Consider the following 16,749-nt stretch of genomic DNA (forward strand, 5'->3'; position numbering starts at 1 on the left):
GCTTGAAATGACTTGCCAGTCGGATTTCTGGTGTATCCAAGATCTTTGGTTGCGCTAAAGAATGAATTCCACTGAGCCTATTCGCCAATAAAACCACCACCATATTATTGAAATATCAAAAGAACACACATGCAAAATTATATTCTTCTACTACTTAGCCTGGCACTTTTTGGACCTTTGGGTATCGATGTATTCTTACCCACGGTTCCTGCCATCGCTGAGGATTTTAAAGTTAACAATGAAGTTATTCAGTCAACGATTTCTTTGTTTTTACTGATTATGGGGCTAGGCCAATTAGTTGCCGGGCCACTAGTGGACAAATTCGGCCGGCGGCCAGTTGCCTTAACGGGTATCACCTTATATATCATCGGTTCTGTGATCGCAGCACTTTCTACTTTTCCCGAAATTTTTATTGCAGCGCGGATTATTCAAGGATGCGCTGTCTGCTGTACCAGTGTTGTCTGCATTAGTGGCGTGCGTGATCGCCTAAACGGTGACGAAGCGGCTAAAGCCTATGGATTTATTAACGGTACGCTAAATATCGTTCCTGCTCTCGCTCCGTTACTTGGTGGTATTCTGGCCGAAATGTTCAACTGGCGAGCGCCATTCTGGTTTTTGGCTTGCTACTCGGTGATTGCACTACTGATCATTGCCACCTGGCTACCAGAAACGCGCCCTGCTAACACTAAGCCAATTCGCGGGCTACCGCTGAAGCAATACTTTCAAATTCTTAGCAATGCCCAGTTTATACATTTTGCCTTAGTTAATGCCGGCGTTATGGGAATAGTCATTACCTATGTGTCATTTGCACCAACGGTACTGATGATCGAAGGCCATATTTCGCCGTTAGCATTTTCATTGATTTTTGGTGGTAACGGACTCTGGACGATGATCGCCTTCCTAACCGCAACTAAAATCATCCCCCGAATTGGCCGCCCTTCCTGCCTGCTGTTAGGGACAATTCTGATGTCACTGGCTAGCCTGGCTCTGTTTTCTGGCATGCATCTGCCAACTATCGCCAGCCAGCACTGGCTTAGTTATATGTTGCCGGTTTCTTTCGCCTGCACGGGTATGGCATTTGTTATGGGACCTGCGACCAGTTATGCACTAGAACCTTATTCTGACGAAGCCGGTGTCGCTTCCGCATTGATAGGATTCGTCCAGATGGCTGTCGGCTCTGCCCTCTCGCTCATTGCCATGGCGTTACCATTTTCGCTCAAACAGTCACTCGTGTTAGTCATGATACTCGGTACCACGCTAATCCTGTCAGCACACATACTCAGTCGTAACCTGAAAGGGCAGGTAGTTTCGCTAGAATCCTAAAATATCCGTCACACACCTAACCCCATCATCTGCATCAGTTGCTGTGCTTGCTGAATCGCCTCCTGGCGATTCGCAATTCCTAGCTTCTGATACAGATTCCGTATATGCGTCTTAATAGTTGTCGTCGCTACATCCAACTCCGCGGCAATCTGATCATTACTGTAGCCTGAGTAAATCAATCCCAATACCTGCCACTCACGCTGTGTAAGTGGACTATTGCGAATAAGCTCAGGAACATCAGGATGTGTTAGCAACTGTGTGACAAAACTTTCATCAAAATGAGCGAATTTATGACGATGTTGACGGTTGATATCCCGCAAAATGCGCTGTGCCCGATGCAACTCCAGTTCAGACAAAGTATTGAGTTGAATAAGCTGGCGTAGCTGTTGAGCCATCAACTCACCTTCAATGACAAAATGGCTGATAAACCCGGTACGGTTAGCCAGAGCCAATGCCTCGATAAGTGCACTCTGCGCTTCACTTTTGCGTCCGATCTGCCAGTAAAGCAAATTACACAACAGTAAATTACGATTCAAATCGCTGATTAATTGCAATTTTCTCGCATGTTGATTTAGTGTGTCTAAAATGGGTTCAGCCTCATCATACAAACCAAGCAGAATCTGAGCACGAGCAATATTGCGCCACTGGCCCTGATTAAAATGATTATTGACGCTCTCTGGTCGCTCGGTCTGTGCCAGCCACCGAATAGCGGCGCTTCTATCTTCCATATTCTGCCAAATGATGACTCGCAATTTGTCAGTATTCGTGCGCCAATCTCTGTGATATTGCCCATTACTCAGCAGGTTTTCACAACGCGCCAGATAACGGCGGGCATTATCAATATCTCCTCTGGTCAAAGAGCATTTAGCCAACTGAGTTAAACATTGCAACTGTTGCTGAGGTTGGAAGTTAGACAACACTTCCAACCCACGACGCGCGGCCTCTTCGGCTTCCTCAAGACGAGACCAGCACCACAAAAGCTGTGAACGGATACGCAACAAAAATTCATGCATCGGCAATTGCTCCAAATGCTGTTCCCGGATCAATTCAAATGCCTTGTTCTGCGTTTCATAGGCCGTCTGCAAATATCCCTGAGCCAGTAAAATCTCACTTTGCTGTAACAGCGCCCACAACGCATAGTGATGAACATGGAAACAACGCGCAAGCTGCTCGGTTTGTTGCATCCGCGTCAAAGCATCAGCCAACTCACCTTTACAATGTAATACTTCACCTTCCACCGAAGTCGCAACAATACGACTGTATTCATTCTGAGGAAGCAGTGCCGCCATGGCTTGTTTCGCCAACTTATCAGCTACCTCCGGCTTGCCGCTGTTTATTGCCACCTGAGCCCGTAAAGCATCGAATTCAGCCAGTAGATCCGGCTCAATAGCAATTTGTTTCTGTTGCAGAGCCTGTTCCGCCTGATTTAACAGTGTATTGACCTCTGAATAACGATGTTGGCTTTGGGCCAGCCACGCTTGAAGTAGCACCAGACGCGGACTTTCCAATAGCTGTTCATAGGGCAACGCATTCATACACTCTTCCAACAACGATAACTCACTATGGTTAAACAGCGACCAAGCATACTGCAACAAAATATCCCGCAACATGGCGGTATCACCCGCAGCCAAGGCATGATGAATCGCCTCGCCCGGATACCCCTGCGCCAGCCAACCTTCTGCGGCCGCACGATGCAACTCCGGCAATTGCAACGCCATTTCCCACTGACAGCGTTGACGTAGAAATGAAGCAAAAAGTGGATGAAAGCTAAACCATTCGCCAGAGTCATCCATGCGCTGGATAAACAACCCTTGGCGTTCTGTTTCTTCAAGGCGCTGCTGACCATTCTCTTCGCCGGTTAGACGAACAATCAAGCCATCATTCATGGAACGTAAGATAGAGCTGCGCAACAAAAATTCACGCGTTGAACTATCCACCTGATTGAGTACCTCATCCACCAAATAATCGGAAAGATGGCTGGCATTAATGCCCGACAAGCGCTTAGCCGACAGTTCAGCGGCATCACACGACTGCCGCGCTGAAAGCGCGATAAGCTGGAGCGCCGTTGCCCAACCCGCCACTTCATTGCATAGACGCTTACAATCGTCAGGGTCAAGGGATGTGGTTAAACGCTTATCAAAAAATTGCTGCGTTTCTTGATAATCAAAAGCCAGTTGCTGGCTGTCAACTTCCAGCAATTGCTCACGCACGCGCAAATTAGCCACCCCAAGAGAAGGCAAATTACGCGATAAGATAGTTAACGTCAGATTCTCAGGCTGGTGACGCAGGAAAAACCGCATCGCCTCATGAATAATGTTATTTACAATCAGATGGTAATCATCAATCACCAAGAAAATAGGCCGCCGCCACTCACTAAGTTCAATAAATAATTGAGCGAAAAGCGCGGGTAAATTGGCATATTGATGTTTTTGAGCCAACACTTCACTTTTAACACAGTGTCCCTGCGTCGCCTGCTGCAACGCCGCGATAAGATAGCTGGCAAAACGTTCCGGTTGATTATCGCTCTCATCCAGAGAATACCATCCCAGATTATCCTGTCCGGCTGCCCACTGAGAGACCAATGTGGTTTTGCCGTAACCAGCGGGGCTAGTTATTAGCACAAGACGATAGTTAGACGACTCATTCAGCCTGATTAACAAGCGTTTACGCAAGACCGTATTATTCAGACGAACGGGACGACTCAGTTTTGATGGGATAAGCATTAATTTCCGTGCCCAATTAAGAAGCAAATAAGTGAAACCTGCGCCGAAACCATGAGTAATATTAGTTAAATGATTTATTTCACAGTCCGTAATAACGTCATCAATCAGCCCAACTAAATTTAGTGAAATAGACGGCTTTTGCAAATATGTTTGCGAACCCCATAGTATTAAGTTGCGCACCCTATCACATTCTTGAACAGCAAATTCCATTTGCTACAGATAAGTTGTGGAAGCGATTGGCAAATTCACCTCATCAGTTCCCGGGAAGAAAGTGGGTTCAACGGGTGCAAAAATGACGCGAAATATGATGACTGGCTACGCCCTTTTACTCCTCCCTGACTAATACCTCTCCAGGATGATGCTTTAGATCCTGAGAGCATTCAGCATAGTGTCTAAATTTTCCTTTTCAGCTACAGGATGAAGACTCCATGCAACAGTCCAGATTAGATAAAGCCCAGTTTCAGGCTGCGCTGACACGTCAATGGCAGCGCTTTGGCCTCGGTTCAGCACAGGAAATGACCCAGCATCAGTGGTGGCAAGCCGTTAGTGCGGCCCTGTCAGAGCTGGTGCCCGCATGCCCTGTCATCAATCATTCCGAGCAACAACGCCATGTGAACTACATCTCCATGGAGTTTCTGATTGGCCGTTTGACCGCAAACAACCTGCTTAACCTTGGTTGGTATGAAGACGTTCAGGCTTACCTGGCAGAAGAAAATATCATTCTAAGTGATCTTCTGGAACAAGAAACCGACCCCGCTTTAGGTAACGGTGGATTAGGACGGCTGGCCGCCTGTTTTCTTGACTCCATGGCAACTATCGGTCAGTCAGCGATTGGCTATGGTCTTAATTATCAATACGGCCTGTTCCGCCAATCCTTTGAGCAAGGGCAACAAATTGAAGAACCAGATAATTGGGGACGAGAATCTTATCCCTGGTTCCGCCACAATGCTCAGTTAGATGTTGAGGTGAATTTTGGTGGCGAAGTCGTCATAACAGATGATGGACGCGAAACCTGGGCACCTGAATTCACCTTGATTGGAGAAGCTTGGGATCTACCAGTCATTGGTTATCGCAATGGTGTTACTCAACCATTACGCCTGTGGCAAGCAACCCATGCTGCTCCATTTGACCTCGACAAATTCAACGCCGGGCAATTCCTGGCAGCGGAACAGCAAGGTGTTGAAGCCGCTAAACTAACGAAAGTTCTCTATCCGAATGATAATCATCAAGAAGGCAAACGCCTGCGTCTGATGCAACAATATTTCCAGTGTGCCTGCTCCGTCGCAGATATCCTGCGTCGCCATCATCTGGCGGGCCGCAAAACAGAAGATCTGCCTAAGTATGAAGTTATCCAGCTTAACGATACCCACCCAACGATTGCCATCCCTGAAATGATGCGCATTCTGCTGGATAAACACCAGATGAGTTGGGAAACCGCATGGGAGATAACCAGCCATACTTTCGCCTATACCAACCACACCCTGATGCCAGAAGGTTTGGAATGTTGGGACGAGGATCTAGTCAGCCACCTGCTGCCACGCCATTACAGCATCATTAAAGAAATCAACTACCGGTTTAAAAAGCTGGTGGACAAAACCTGGCCAGGCGAGCAAGCCGTATGGGAAAAATTAGCTGTACATTATAACCATCAGATACGAATGGCGAATCTTTGCGTCGTCGCGGGCTTTGCCGTAAACGGGGTAGCAGCACTACACTCGCAGCTTATCGTTAAGGATCTTTTCCCTGAATACCATCAACTATGGCCGAATAAGTTTCTCAACGTGACAAATGGCGTTACCCCACGCCGCTGGCTCAAACAGTGTAATCCGGCACTGTCAGGATTGCTTGACCGTACGCTTAATCGTGAATGGATTAACGATCTTGATGCCCTTAAAGCACTTGAACCCTATGCAGATGACGCCGCTTTCCGCGAAGAGTACCGAACTATCAAACAAGGCAACAAGATCCTGCTATCGAATTATGTCAATAAAGTGATGGGGCTCAAGCTAGATCCAAACGCCATTTTTGATGTGCAAATTAAACGCTTGCATGAATATAAACGTCAGCATCTGAACCTGCTGCATATCCTATCGCTCTATAAACAAATTCAGGAGAATCCGGCGCTGGATATCGTGCCACGTGTATTCCTGTTTGGTGCAAAAGCCGCACCTGGCTACTATTTGGCAAAAAATATCATCTCTGCAATCAATCAGGCGGCGGAAAAAATCAATAATGATCCGATTGTCGGTGATCGCATCAAGATCGCTTTTATCCCCGATTACAAAGTTTCTGTCGCGGAACTCATGATACCAGCGGCCGATGTTTCAGAACAAATCTCCACTGCCGGCAAGGAAGCTTCGGGTACTGGCAACATGAAATTCGCACTAAATGGCGCACTGACCATCGGAACATTAGATGGGGCAAACGTTGAAATTGCCGAACAGGTAGGAGATGACCACATCTTCATTTTCGGGCATACCGTAGAAGAAGTGAAAGCCTTAAAAGCTGCCGGTTATGACCCACTGACATTACTCAAGGAAGATCAACACCTGGACAACATACTCAAAGCACTGGCTAGCGGCGAGTTCAGCCATAGCGATAAACGCGCATTCGATATGCTGCTACATAGTCTGATTGAAGGTGGCGATCCTTATCTGGTGCTAGCTGATTTTGCCTCCTATTGTGATGCGCATAAACAGATCGATACCTTGTACCGCGATACTCAACATTGGACACATAGTGCCATCCTGAACACCGCCCGGATGGGTATGTTCAGCTCTGACCGAACAATCCGTGATTATCAACAACGCATCTGGCAAGCAAACCGATAAGGAAAAATCATGGAGGAGAAGAGCCTCGATCATTTAGCGACCGAGGCTGGCATTGTCGCCAGCTACATTAATGCTTATGGCAAGCCACAAGCGATTCCAACGGAAACCCGACATCGCTTGCTGGATGCGATAAACGTAAACAAACCGGCCAATGCGCCGGTTTCACCCTTGCCGACAGTAAAAGTTTTCACTCAAGGTGAACACTTCACTATCACCCTGAAAGGTGAAGAGCACTACCAATGGCAGATACGGACAGAGCAAGGAGAGGAATTTCAGGGGCATTGCCGCCATAAACTGATGCTACCTGATACGCTTGATCTGGGATACCACCGCCTCACTGTGACGCAAGGAAGCCAATGCTGGTCTATGCAGATTATCGTGGCGCCCAAACGCTGCTATGAACCGGATGCCCTGCTAAGGCAGGAAAAACTTTGGGGTGCCTGCGTACAACTCTATACTCTGCGCTCAGAAAACAACTGGGGAATCGGCGATTTTGGTGACCTGAAATACATGCTGAAAGAGATAGCAACACGTGGAGGCGCCTTCATCGGGTTGAATCCGCTGCATGCACTGCATCCAACCATGCCAGAAAGCGCCAGCCCCTATAGCCCCTCTTCACGCAACTGGCTTAATGTGATTTACATTGATGTTAATCAGGTTGAGGATTTCAAACACAGCGAAGAAGCGCAGAGATGGTGGCAAACAGCGACGACTCAACGCATGTTGCAGGATGCCCGTAACGCGGAATGGGTGGATTACACCGCAGTTATGGCGCTGAAAATGGCGGCACTGCGTCTGGCATATCAACAATTCAGCGCCCGTCCAGAACATGATTCGCCAAAAACCTCTTTCCGCCAATTTGTCATTCAGGGTGGTGAGTGTCTCTACTATCAAGCCGCCTATGACGCTCTACATTGCCAGCTATACGCGGAAGAGAGTTCCTGTTGGGGCTGGCCGGCATGGCCGGAAAAATACCGCGATCCACACGGTGAAGCGGTACAAACATTTTGCCAATCTCACCCGCAGGAAGTGGAATTTTTCCTCTGGCTACAATGGTTGGCCGATACTCAACTTGCAGACTGCTTTACCCAAAGCCAAACAAGTGGCATGTCCATTGGAATTTACCGTGATTTAGCCGTCGGCGTAGCGGAAGGAGGCTCGGAAACTTGGTGCAACCGAGTTGTTTACTGCACCAAAGCATCAGTGGGAGCGCCACCGGATGCCCTAGGGCCACTGGGTCAAAACTGGGGCTTACCACCAATGAATCCTCATGTTTTGCAAACCCAAGCTTACCAACCGTTCATTAATCTGCTGCGCACCAATATGACCCACTGCGGTGCCTTACGTATTGATCACGTTATGTCAATGCTCAGGCTCTGGTGGATTCCCTATGGCGAAACCGCCGACAAGGGGGCATATGTACACTACCCAGTTGATGATCTAATGGCAATTCTGGCATTAGAAAGTCAACGCCATCGTTGTCTGGTCATTGGTGAAGATTTGGGTATTGTACCGGAAGATATTGTGGGCAAACTGCGCGATGGCGGTGTCTATTCTTATAAAGTGCTCTACTTTGAGCGTCATGGCAATGGGGAATACCGTGTACCTGAGGATTACCCGATACAAGCAATGGCGACCATCACCACGCATGATTTACCTACTTTACGTGGATTCTGGCAAAGCGACGATTTGACACTTGGTGAATCACTCAAGCTATATCCTGATAAAGACCTACTGCAAGGGTTACATACTGAACGTCAGGCCAGCAAACAAGGGTTATTAGAAGGATTGCATCGCTACGGCTGTATTCCGGAACATATCGGCCACACTGCGAAAGAGGTGGCAATGTCACCCGAGATAAACCAGGGATTACATCGCTATATTGCCCACAGCACCTGCGCACTGCTGGGACTGCAACCCGAAGACTGGCTGGATATGGATAAACCCGTCAATATTCCAGGTACTACAATGGAATATCCCAATTGGCGACGTAAATTAAATACTACACTGGAAACGATGTTCAGTGATGATCACGTAAACCAATTACTGAATGATTTGAATATATGCCGTAAAAAAGCAGGGGCAGCCGAGAGCTGAACACCGTAGCACCGGGTTCCCCCTCTGAAAGAGCTATCTCTTCCCATTTAATAACTTAATGCAATTATAATCTTCAAGGATGGTTTATAACCTAAACCATCCTCCAGATTACTGACTTTTGGCTCCTCGACTATCACTGCTGAGTTTTCACCAAGGCATTTTCTGATGCCGCACAGCAAGGAGCATCAATAAGGTTTTATTAATAGTGATAGCGGCATTGCACAATAATGATTGTTTCGTCTGTCACCTTGTAAACTAGGCGATGTTCTCGATCAATCCGCCTGGACCAATATCCCGACCAATTATGCTTTAGTGGCTCTGGATCACCAAGCCCACCAAAGGGCTGCCGTTTAATATCTTTAATTAACATATTTACGCGCTTTAAGATTTTTTTATCGGTCTGTTGCCAATGTAGATAATCCTCCCATGCCATTTCCGCCCAAGATAAAATCATTCTTCCAATAATCCTTTCTCAACGGTTTTACCGGCCTCCACTTCCGCGATAGCTTGGTTCAAGCGAGCAGCATTTTTGGTGCTAGCCATCAAGTAGGCCGTCTCTTCGTAAGACTGGAAATCTTCCAGGCTAATAACGACCGCTGGTTTTCCGTTCTGGCGAGTGATGATAACGGGCTTGTGGTCATCATTCACTTTATCCAGGGTTCTCGCCAAGTTAGCCCGGAATGCTGAATAACTCATCGTATTCATAGTCATTACCTCACAATGTTGTACCCAAACTGTACTTGTACAGATATAAGTACGCAAGTGTTGCGCTAACAATATTTCTGTATACCATCAGAGCTGGTTAGTTCCTCATTTTAGCAGCGAAACCATACCTGGATAGATTATAAACAAAGTGGAATCCCACCCTGGGCGTCAAAAAGGGTAAAAGCAATTGTTAAAACCTTATACCGATTAAAACCAAAAGTTAAAAAAATGAATTTTGATAACAGTCTAAAACCTGCCCATCATAAAACTATCAGTGAAAAATGAAAACTTTATTAATACTCATCTCTCCGGAAAAAAGATAAATAAGAATAAGAATAAGAATAAGAATAAGAATAAGAATAAGAATAAGAATAAGAATAAGAATAAGAATATGAATATGAATATGAATATGAATATGAACATGAATAACTTAATCATAAAATCTATTTCACCAAAGAAACCGACTTTAATAATGTTTTCAACTGACAATAAACTTTGTCATAAATAAATTACAGTCTCTAAGCAAATGATTTAACAGAATATAAATCGGGTTACTTACAGTATTATTATTTTGCAATTTATTATGCAAAACTGCAATACCTTAAATACACCAGATTAAACTTGCTTTACACTGTTTTAATCAGTTTCGTCTGCGACTTGATTTAAACTATGCCTGTTTTTATGCCTTTAATGTGATTTAACGCTAAAATCAATTCATATCGTTACTTTCTAAATCATTTTTGCGCTCTGTTAACGCTTAAATATCTGCCCAACTGTTATCACCTTTCTGGCTGATTAATCTGCCAGACCTTTTATCATCATTGATGCAATAAGCCGTTATTAGACAAGAGAAAACTAATCAACCGACAACACGCTATCTGAAATTTTCGATGATGCGAAAACCCATATTTCTTAAATGGTTTTGTCAGCAACCTAAAAGATGGCTCATAATCTAAACCATCCTTTCTCAATCGATTTTGTCTGGACCTTGGTCAGATCTGCTGTTTACTGCAAAAAATGTCTAATAAAATAACCTAACATAGGATAGGCAATCATTTGCTGAATAAGATAGGATCTTGATCTGATAAATATTAAATTAACCTTATCAATCTATTACAATAAGAAGGCATTATGTGGTTTTCTAGATTTAAACAAGCTTTTATCGTGCTGTTACTTCCCTGGCTGCTAACGGTGGCAACGCAAATGGCGGGAAGAATCTATCTTCTCTTAACTTATGGCAGCTATCAGCTTTTTGCTGACTCTACTCAAGATGTGGAACGCATGTTCTGGATCGGCGGGCTGTTTGATATTCGTATTGCCAGTCTGCTGTTTGTGCCTTGTTTGCTGATTGCTGGCTTATTTGCCATTAATAAAAACAGCTTCAACATATGGCAACACGCCTATCCGTGGTTAGCAACAACACTCAATACCGTGGTCGGGGCTTTGACGGTAAGTAATGTTTACTACTATGCCACTTATGAACGGTCGTTCGATATTTTCATCTTCGGCTTAGTGGAAGATGATACGCAAGCCGTGCTGCACACCCTATGGAATGACTATCCTATTATCGAAAGTTTGCTCTGTTTAGCCCTGTTCGCCGTTATTGTTTTCTGGCTCTGTCTGCTCTGGCAACGCTATCTTATTTCACACACAACGCGCAAAACCAACCTGCCCATTTCTGCTATAGCGACACTGGTTATTTTGACTGTCTGCTTCATTGGTATGCGAGGCTCCATAGGTACCTTTCCACTACGTCAGTCCAATACACAAGTTTCAGAAGTCAAAATGCTTAATATGCTGACACCTAATGCTCCAATGGCACTGAACTGGGCGTTTAATGATCATTACAAAAACAGCTACTTCCCAGAAGCAACAGATGAACAAGGTGACTGGTTATTAAACCATTTTATGGAGAAGCCAACCCCCGCGAATCTGTCACCGTTTATGGCTAAAACCGCCGATAATCCCACCGCTCAAAAAAATCCGCCTCATGTAATATTTAACGTCATGGAGAGTATGGGTTATCACCTACAAAGCTTGGATCGCCCAGACCTTGATGTTTTTGGCACCCTACGCCAGCACTGGCAAAACGACTGGCATTTTGAACGTTTCGTTTCTGAAGGGGATGGCACCATTGACAGCTTGAGCCGTTTTTTGATCCGCAGCCCGAACAGTGCAATCAGTCAATCCACGGCTCAGGATCTCGATTTCACCAGCAATATGTTCAAACCCTATCTGGCGAATGGTTATAAAATCATCTTCGCCACATCCGGTAACGGAGCATGGCGTAATTTGAACCAGTTCCTGCCAAACCTGGGAGTCAGTGAATTTATCGATCAGAATGGGCTGAAAAAACGCTATCCAGAAGCCAAATTTGGCACTTGGGGTGTGCCTGATGAATTCATGTTCCGTTATATTAAAGATCGCCTGATTCAGGCAGAAAAGAACGGGGAACATGTTCTGATTATGTCATTGTCTACTACCCATCACCCACCGTATAGCTCGCCGGAAGGCTATCAGAAAACCGACATCAAGCTGAGTGATACCGAGAAACAACGTTTAAGTCATTTGGCTAGCGGTAATGAGTTACAAGAGGTTTTTCATACCCTGCGTTACGCCAATGATCAATTGGGACAATTTATTGGTTGGGTAAAATCTCAGTCACTGGCTTCTCATACTATTATCGCAGCAACCGGTGACCATAATATTCGGGGTATTAGTTATCCAGATGCTCATGAACTGGCAATCGGCCACGGCGTACCCTTTTATCTCTACGTGCCACCCGCTTATCGCCAAAACACGATCTTTGATGCGACCAGAGTCGGCAGTCATAAAGATATCTGGCCAACGCTCTATCATTTAAGTTTGTCACATACGGCTTACTACCGTACCGGCTGTAATTTGCTGGCTGAACATCTGGACCCTATCTGGTGTCAAGGATATAACCCAGAAGTCACTATTACACCGCAAGGGGCTTATATCATGATCGGCAAAGGTGAATTTCGGCCGTGGGCAAATCAAACAGGATTATTACTCGGTGAACCCCAGCCAATGACAGCAGACCAAACCAAACAGTTCCAACGTTGGCAGGTATTTACCGATCTCCTGTCATGGCAATTAAATCGTCAAGTTCACCACCAGCAATAATTGATACTTCCGTGCATCCCTTTAATCTCAAAGTATTAAAGGGATTCACACTGATGAATATTGTGATCAGCCTTTTACTCCCCCTGCGGTCAAACCACTGACTAGCCAGCGTTGGGCAACCAAGAAGACGATGGTGATAGGGAGCGCTGAGAGCACAGCGGCGGCGGCAAAATCGCCCCAAAGATAGTTCTGTGGGTTAAGGTACTGTTGCATGCCGACAGCCAAAGTATAATTGCTCACATCTCTGAGAAGCAGTGAGGCAACAGGCACTTCCGTAATGACACCAATGAAGGAAAGAATGAATACTACTGCCAGAATTGGTACAGAAAGCGGTAGCAGAACCAGACGGAAAGCCTGCCACGGCGTCGCGCCATCAAGCGCAGCCGCCTCTTCCAAGGAGCCATCAATGGTTTCGAAATAACCTTTAATTGTCCAGACATGCAACGCAATGCCCCCCAGATAAGCAAAAATCACACCTCCGTGGGTATTAAGGCCGATAAACGGTATATATTCCCCCAAACGATCAAACAGGGCATATAGCGCCACCAAGAAAAGTACAGCCGGGAACATCTGAAAAATCAGCATGCCTTTCAATAAGGTACTTTTACCGCGAAAACGCATACGGGCAAAAGCATAAGCACAGGTGGTTGATAATGTAACGATACCGACGGCGGTAATAAAGGCGACCTTAACAGAGTTCCAGAGCCATAGCATAACTGGGAAAGGTGGCGGTGTAACATGACCATCTGGTGACACCACGCTGTAGCCAAGTGCTAATTTCCAATGCTCCCAAGAGATGCTTTCCGGGATCAAACTACCCGTGGCAAAATTCCCCGGCCGCAGAGAGATAGTAATAACCATTAGCAGCGGGAATAAAATCATGGCAATAAAGGATAACATCAACAAATGTGTCGCCAACACACGCCATTTCTGTGATTTGGGTTGAACCATCGCCATTGCATTCCCTCCTTAGTCAAATTTAATGCGGGTAGCTTTCAAGTTAATAATCGCCAGCGCACCCACCAGCAAAAAGATCACTGTGGCAATCGCCGCAGCCAAACCAAAATCCTGACCACTACCACCATCGAAAGCAATACGGTAGGTATAGTTCACCAATAAATCGGTATAGCCTGCCGGTGTCGTGGTGCCAATGCGATCTGGCCTGCCATTGGTTAACAACTGAATCAGAACAAAGTTGTTAAAGTTAAAGGCAAAACTGGCAATCATCAGCGGTGTCAGCGGTTTAATCAGCAATGGGAAGGTAATCTTGAAAAAATTCTGCAACGGCCCCGCACCATCCATCGCCGATGCCTCATACAAATCGTCTGGTATTGCCTTTAACAACCCCATGCAGAGGATCATCATGTAGGGATACCCAAGCCAGGTATTCACTATAATCAGCATGGTTCGGGCCATCGTTGGATCGGTAAGCCAAGCAGGTTTAAGACCGAACAGGCCGTTAAGCAACAGATTGATCTCACCGAAACTCTGATTAAACAATCCCTTAAAAATCAAAATAGAAATAAATGATGGCACTGCATAAGGCAGAATCAGTAGCATGCGATAAACACCACGGCCTTTCAACGCCTCCCACTGCACAATGCAAGCCAGAACCATGCCAACAGCGACTGTCAGTACCACCGTGAACAAAGAAAAGACAACCGTCCAAACAAAAATAGCGAGGAACGGTTTCTGAATACCTTCATCCTGGATCACACGCAGGAAATTTTTCCAGCCGATGGAAACAGTAAATCCTGGCGTCAAAGTCTCATTTCCCCATCTTCCCTCAGCATTGACAGACTGATAGAAACCGGTATCGATATTGGGGCGATAAAGCGTACCTGTTTGATTGTTAGTAAGAGTCTTGCCATCTTCCCCAAGAGAGTATTGAGGATGCACACCAGAGAATTGACGCAGTGAACTCATTCTCAGCCGGTCACCATCCGGTAAAACAGCAACTAACTGGTTCAGCGCCTGTCGATTCTGGGTGATAATGCGCAATGTCGCGGCTTCACCGTTCTCAATGTTGTCCTGCTCGTGCAAGTGTAAAGTCGTCTCTTTTGTTACTGACAGAGAAAATGGCTCGGATACCAGTTGTTTAGTCTGGCCCGGTGCGCTCAGTGCCAAAACCCACAGGTCCGATTTTGGGTAAAGCCTGAAAGTCAATGTTTGCCCTGATTGATACTGACGACTCATCAGGACAGATTGTGCACGTTCAAAAGTTAGTTGATTGGTACTGCTATAGTTGGTAAAGGCGATGGCGATGGTGCAAATAAGCGGAAACAGTACAAACAATCCCATTCCGGCTATACCCGGATAGACATAGCGCCAGGCATAAGTATTGCGGTTGGCAAAAACGTAAGTCCCCATTCCTAACAATACCAGTGTCAGTATTGCGAATAGATACTCTCCCTGTGAGTACATCAATACCACCAGATAACCGGTAAAGAGTATACACAAGCTCACTGCAAACCATTTCAGAGCAGAATGCTGCCACCATGATGTTTTTTCGAGCGTCGCTGACATAATGCTCTTCCTTTTTACTACGACATAACAGTTTTGCGGATAGCTTAATCAATCTTCCTGCAAACAGGCATCCTTACTGGTTGCAGGAAAGAGACACCCTTCTCGGGAGAAGAGCGCTCACAGGTTACTTGGTTATGCGGGCTTCCGCGTCACTTAATGCGGCATCAACGGTCTGACGGCCGGTCAACGCATTAACAACAGCGCTGCGCATGGCATACCAAAAACTGCTCATTTGTGAGACATTCGGCATGATTTCGCCTTTTTGAGCATTTTCCATCGTGGCGGCAATACGTGGGTCCTTGGCCAGAATATCCTGATAGGATTTCAGTGCCACAGCTCCCAACGGTTTATCCTTGTTCACCATCTCCAGACCTTCGTTGGTCAGCAAATAGTTTTCCAAGAACTCCTTCGCTAGCTCTTTATTCGGGCTGGCGGCATTGATACCTGCCGTCAATATGCCGACAAACGGTTTAGACGGATGGCCTTTAAAGGTTGGTAACAACGCCACGCCGTAATTTATATTATTTTTGTCGATGTTGGACCACGTCCACGGACCGTTGATGGTCATCGCCGTTTCACCTTTGTTGAACGCGGCTTCGGCAATGGAATAATCAGCATCCGCGTTCAGATGCTTATTTTTCACTAAATCTATAATAAAATTCAGCCCTGCCTTGGAACCTGCATTATTCACTCCGGCGTTTTTCACATCGTATGCGCCATTTTCCAACTTGAAAGCATACCCGCCGTCCGCCGCAATCAGCGGCCAGGAGAAATAAGGCTCTTGCAGATTAAACATAATGGCGCTTTTGCCTTTGCTCTTCAGTTCCTTATCCAGAGCCGGGATCTCTTCCCAAGTTTTTGGCGGGGTCTTCACCAAGTCTTTATTGTAGATAAGAGAGAGGGCTTCAACGGCGATAGGATAACCGACCAGTTTACCGTCGTAACGTACAGCATCCCAAGTGAATGGAAATAACTTATCCTTGAAGTTCTGATCCGGCGTGATTTCCGCCACCAACCCAGACTGGGCATAGCCGCCAAAACGGTCATGAGCCCAGAAGATAATATCCGGCCCATCACCGGTTGCTGCGACTTGTGAATACTTCTCTTCAAACTTGTTTGGATGCTCAACAGTCACATTGACACCCGTATCTTTTTCAAATTTCTCACCAACTTGTGCCAGGCCATTGTAGCCTTTATCGCCGTTGATCCAGATAACTAGCTTACCTTCTTCAATTTTTGCAAAAACAGAGGCAGAAAGTACCAGTGAAGCTAAAACAGAAAGCGCCAGGGTACGGGCGCCTACTTTTAAGGTTGTTTTTATCATCATTCCGTCCTTATAGTAGTTTGAATAGGTTCAGGGTGAACTGTTTTGTTACATTGGCGGAGAATGCTGATCT

General features: G+C 45.9%; 10 protein-coding genes. 4 read left to right on the forward strand and 6 right to left on the reverse strand.

From position 1 onward, the window contains the following. Nucleotides 1–129 precede the first annotated feature (129 nt). Nucleotides 130–1,323: a multidrug effflux MFS transporter gene (locus tag D3222_RS16010; RefSeq protein ID WP_118987050.1), complete on the forward strand. Its 1,194-nt coding sequence runs from the start codon at nt 130–132 to the stop codon at nt 1,321–1,323. Nucleotides 1,324–1,331: 8 nt separating this feature from the next. On the opposite strand, the gene malT is transcribed toward D3222_RS16010, so the two are convergent. Next, entirely contained in the window at nt 1,332–4,046 is a 2,715-nt protein-coding gene (malT, locus tag D3222_RS16015; RefSeq protein ID WP_118987087.1) for an HTH-type transcriptional regulator MalT, read from the reverse strand. 428 nt (nt 4,047–4,474) lie between these two features. On the opposite strand from malT, the gene malP reads away from it, so the two are divergent. Then, complete coding sequence (gene malP / locus D3222_RS16020; protein ID WP_118987051.1) at nt 4,475–6,877, forward strand: maltodextrin phosphorylase; 2,403 nt, start codon at nt 4,475–4,477, stop codon at nt 6,875–6,877. Between the two features lie 9 nt (nt 6,878–6,886). Then, nucleotides 6,887–8,974, forward strand: coding sequence for a 4-alpha-glucanotransferase (gene malQ, locus D3222_RS16025; RefSeq protein ID WP_118987052.1), 2,088 nt, complete (start codon nt 6,887–6,889; stop codon nt 8,972–8,974). A gap of 199 nt (nt 8,975–9,173) precedes the next feature. Here the strand turns inward: malQ and D3222_RS16030 are convergent, their stop codons facing one another. Then, nucleotides 9,174–9,428: a Txe/YoeB family addiction module toxin gene (locus D3222_RS16030; protein ID WP_118987053.1), complete on the reverse strand. Its 255-nt coding sequence runs from the start codon at nt 9,426–9,428 to the stop codon at nt 9,174–9,176. Then, a complete protein-coding gene (locus D3222_RS16035) occupies nt 9,425–9,679 on the reverse strand; it encodes a type II toxin-antitoxin system Phd/YefM family antitoxin (protein WP_046974258.1) in 255 nt (84 codons plus the stop codon). The genes D3222_RS16030 and D3222_RS16035 overlap by 4 nt, the downstream gene beginning before the upstream one ends. Before the next feature lie 1,131 nt (nt 9,680–10,810). Here D3222_RS16035 and D3222_RS16045 point away from each other — a divergent pair. Next, complete coding sequence (locus D3222_RS16045; RefSeq protein ID WP_118987055.1) at nt 10,811–12,826, forward strand: LTA synthase family protein; 2,016 nt, start codon at nt 10,811–10,813, stop codon at nt 12,824–12,826. Nucleotides 12,827–12,892: 66 nt separating this feature from the next. On the opposite strand, the gene malG is transcribed toward D3222_RS16045, so the two are convergent. The 3 genes from malG to malE form a co-directional block, all read right to left on the reverse strand. Then, on the reverse strand, nt 12,893–13,783 hold the full coding sequence (gene malG, locus D3222_RS16050) for a maltose ABC transporter permease MalG (RefSeq protein WP_118987056.1): 891 nt from the start codon (nt 13,781–13,783) through the stop codon (nt 12,893–12,895). Between the two features lie 12 nt (nt 13,784–13,795). Beyond that, nucleotides 13,796–15,352, reverse strand: a complete 1,557-nt coding sequence (gene malF / locus D3222_RS16055; protein WP_118987057.1) for a maltose ABC transporter permease MalF — start codon at nt 15,350–15,352, stop codon at nt 13,796–13,798. A gap of 124 nt (nt 15,353–15,476) precedes the next feature. Further along, the gene (gene malE / locus D3222_RS16060; protein WP_118987058.1) at nt 15,477–16,676 is read right to left on the reverse strand and encodes a maltose/maltodextrin ABC transporter substrate-binding protein MalE; all 1,200 of its coding nucleotides are present in this window, start codon (nt 16,674–16,676) and stop codon (nt 15,477–15,479) included. Nucleotides 16,677–16,749: the final 73 nt, after the last annotated feature.

Source organism: Photorhabdus sp. CRCIA-P01 (assembly GCF_003545805.1).
Lineage (GTDB): Bacteria > Pseudomonadota > Gammaproteobacteria > Enterobacterales > Enterobacteriaceae > Photorhabdus > Photorhabdus antumapuensis.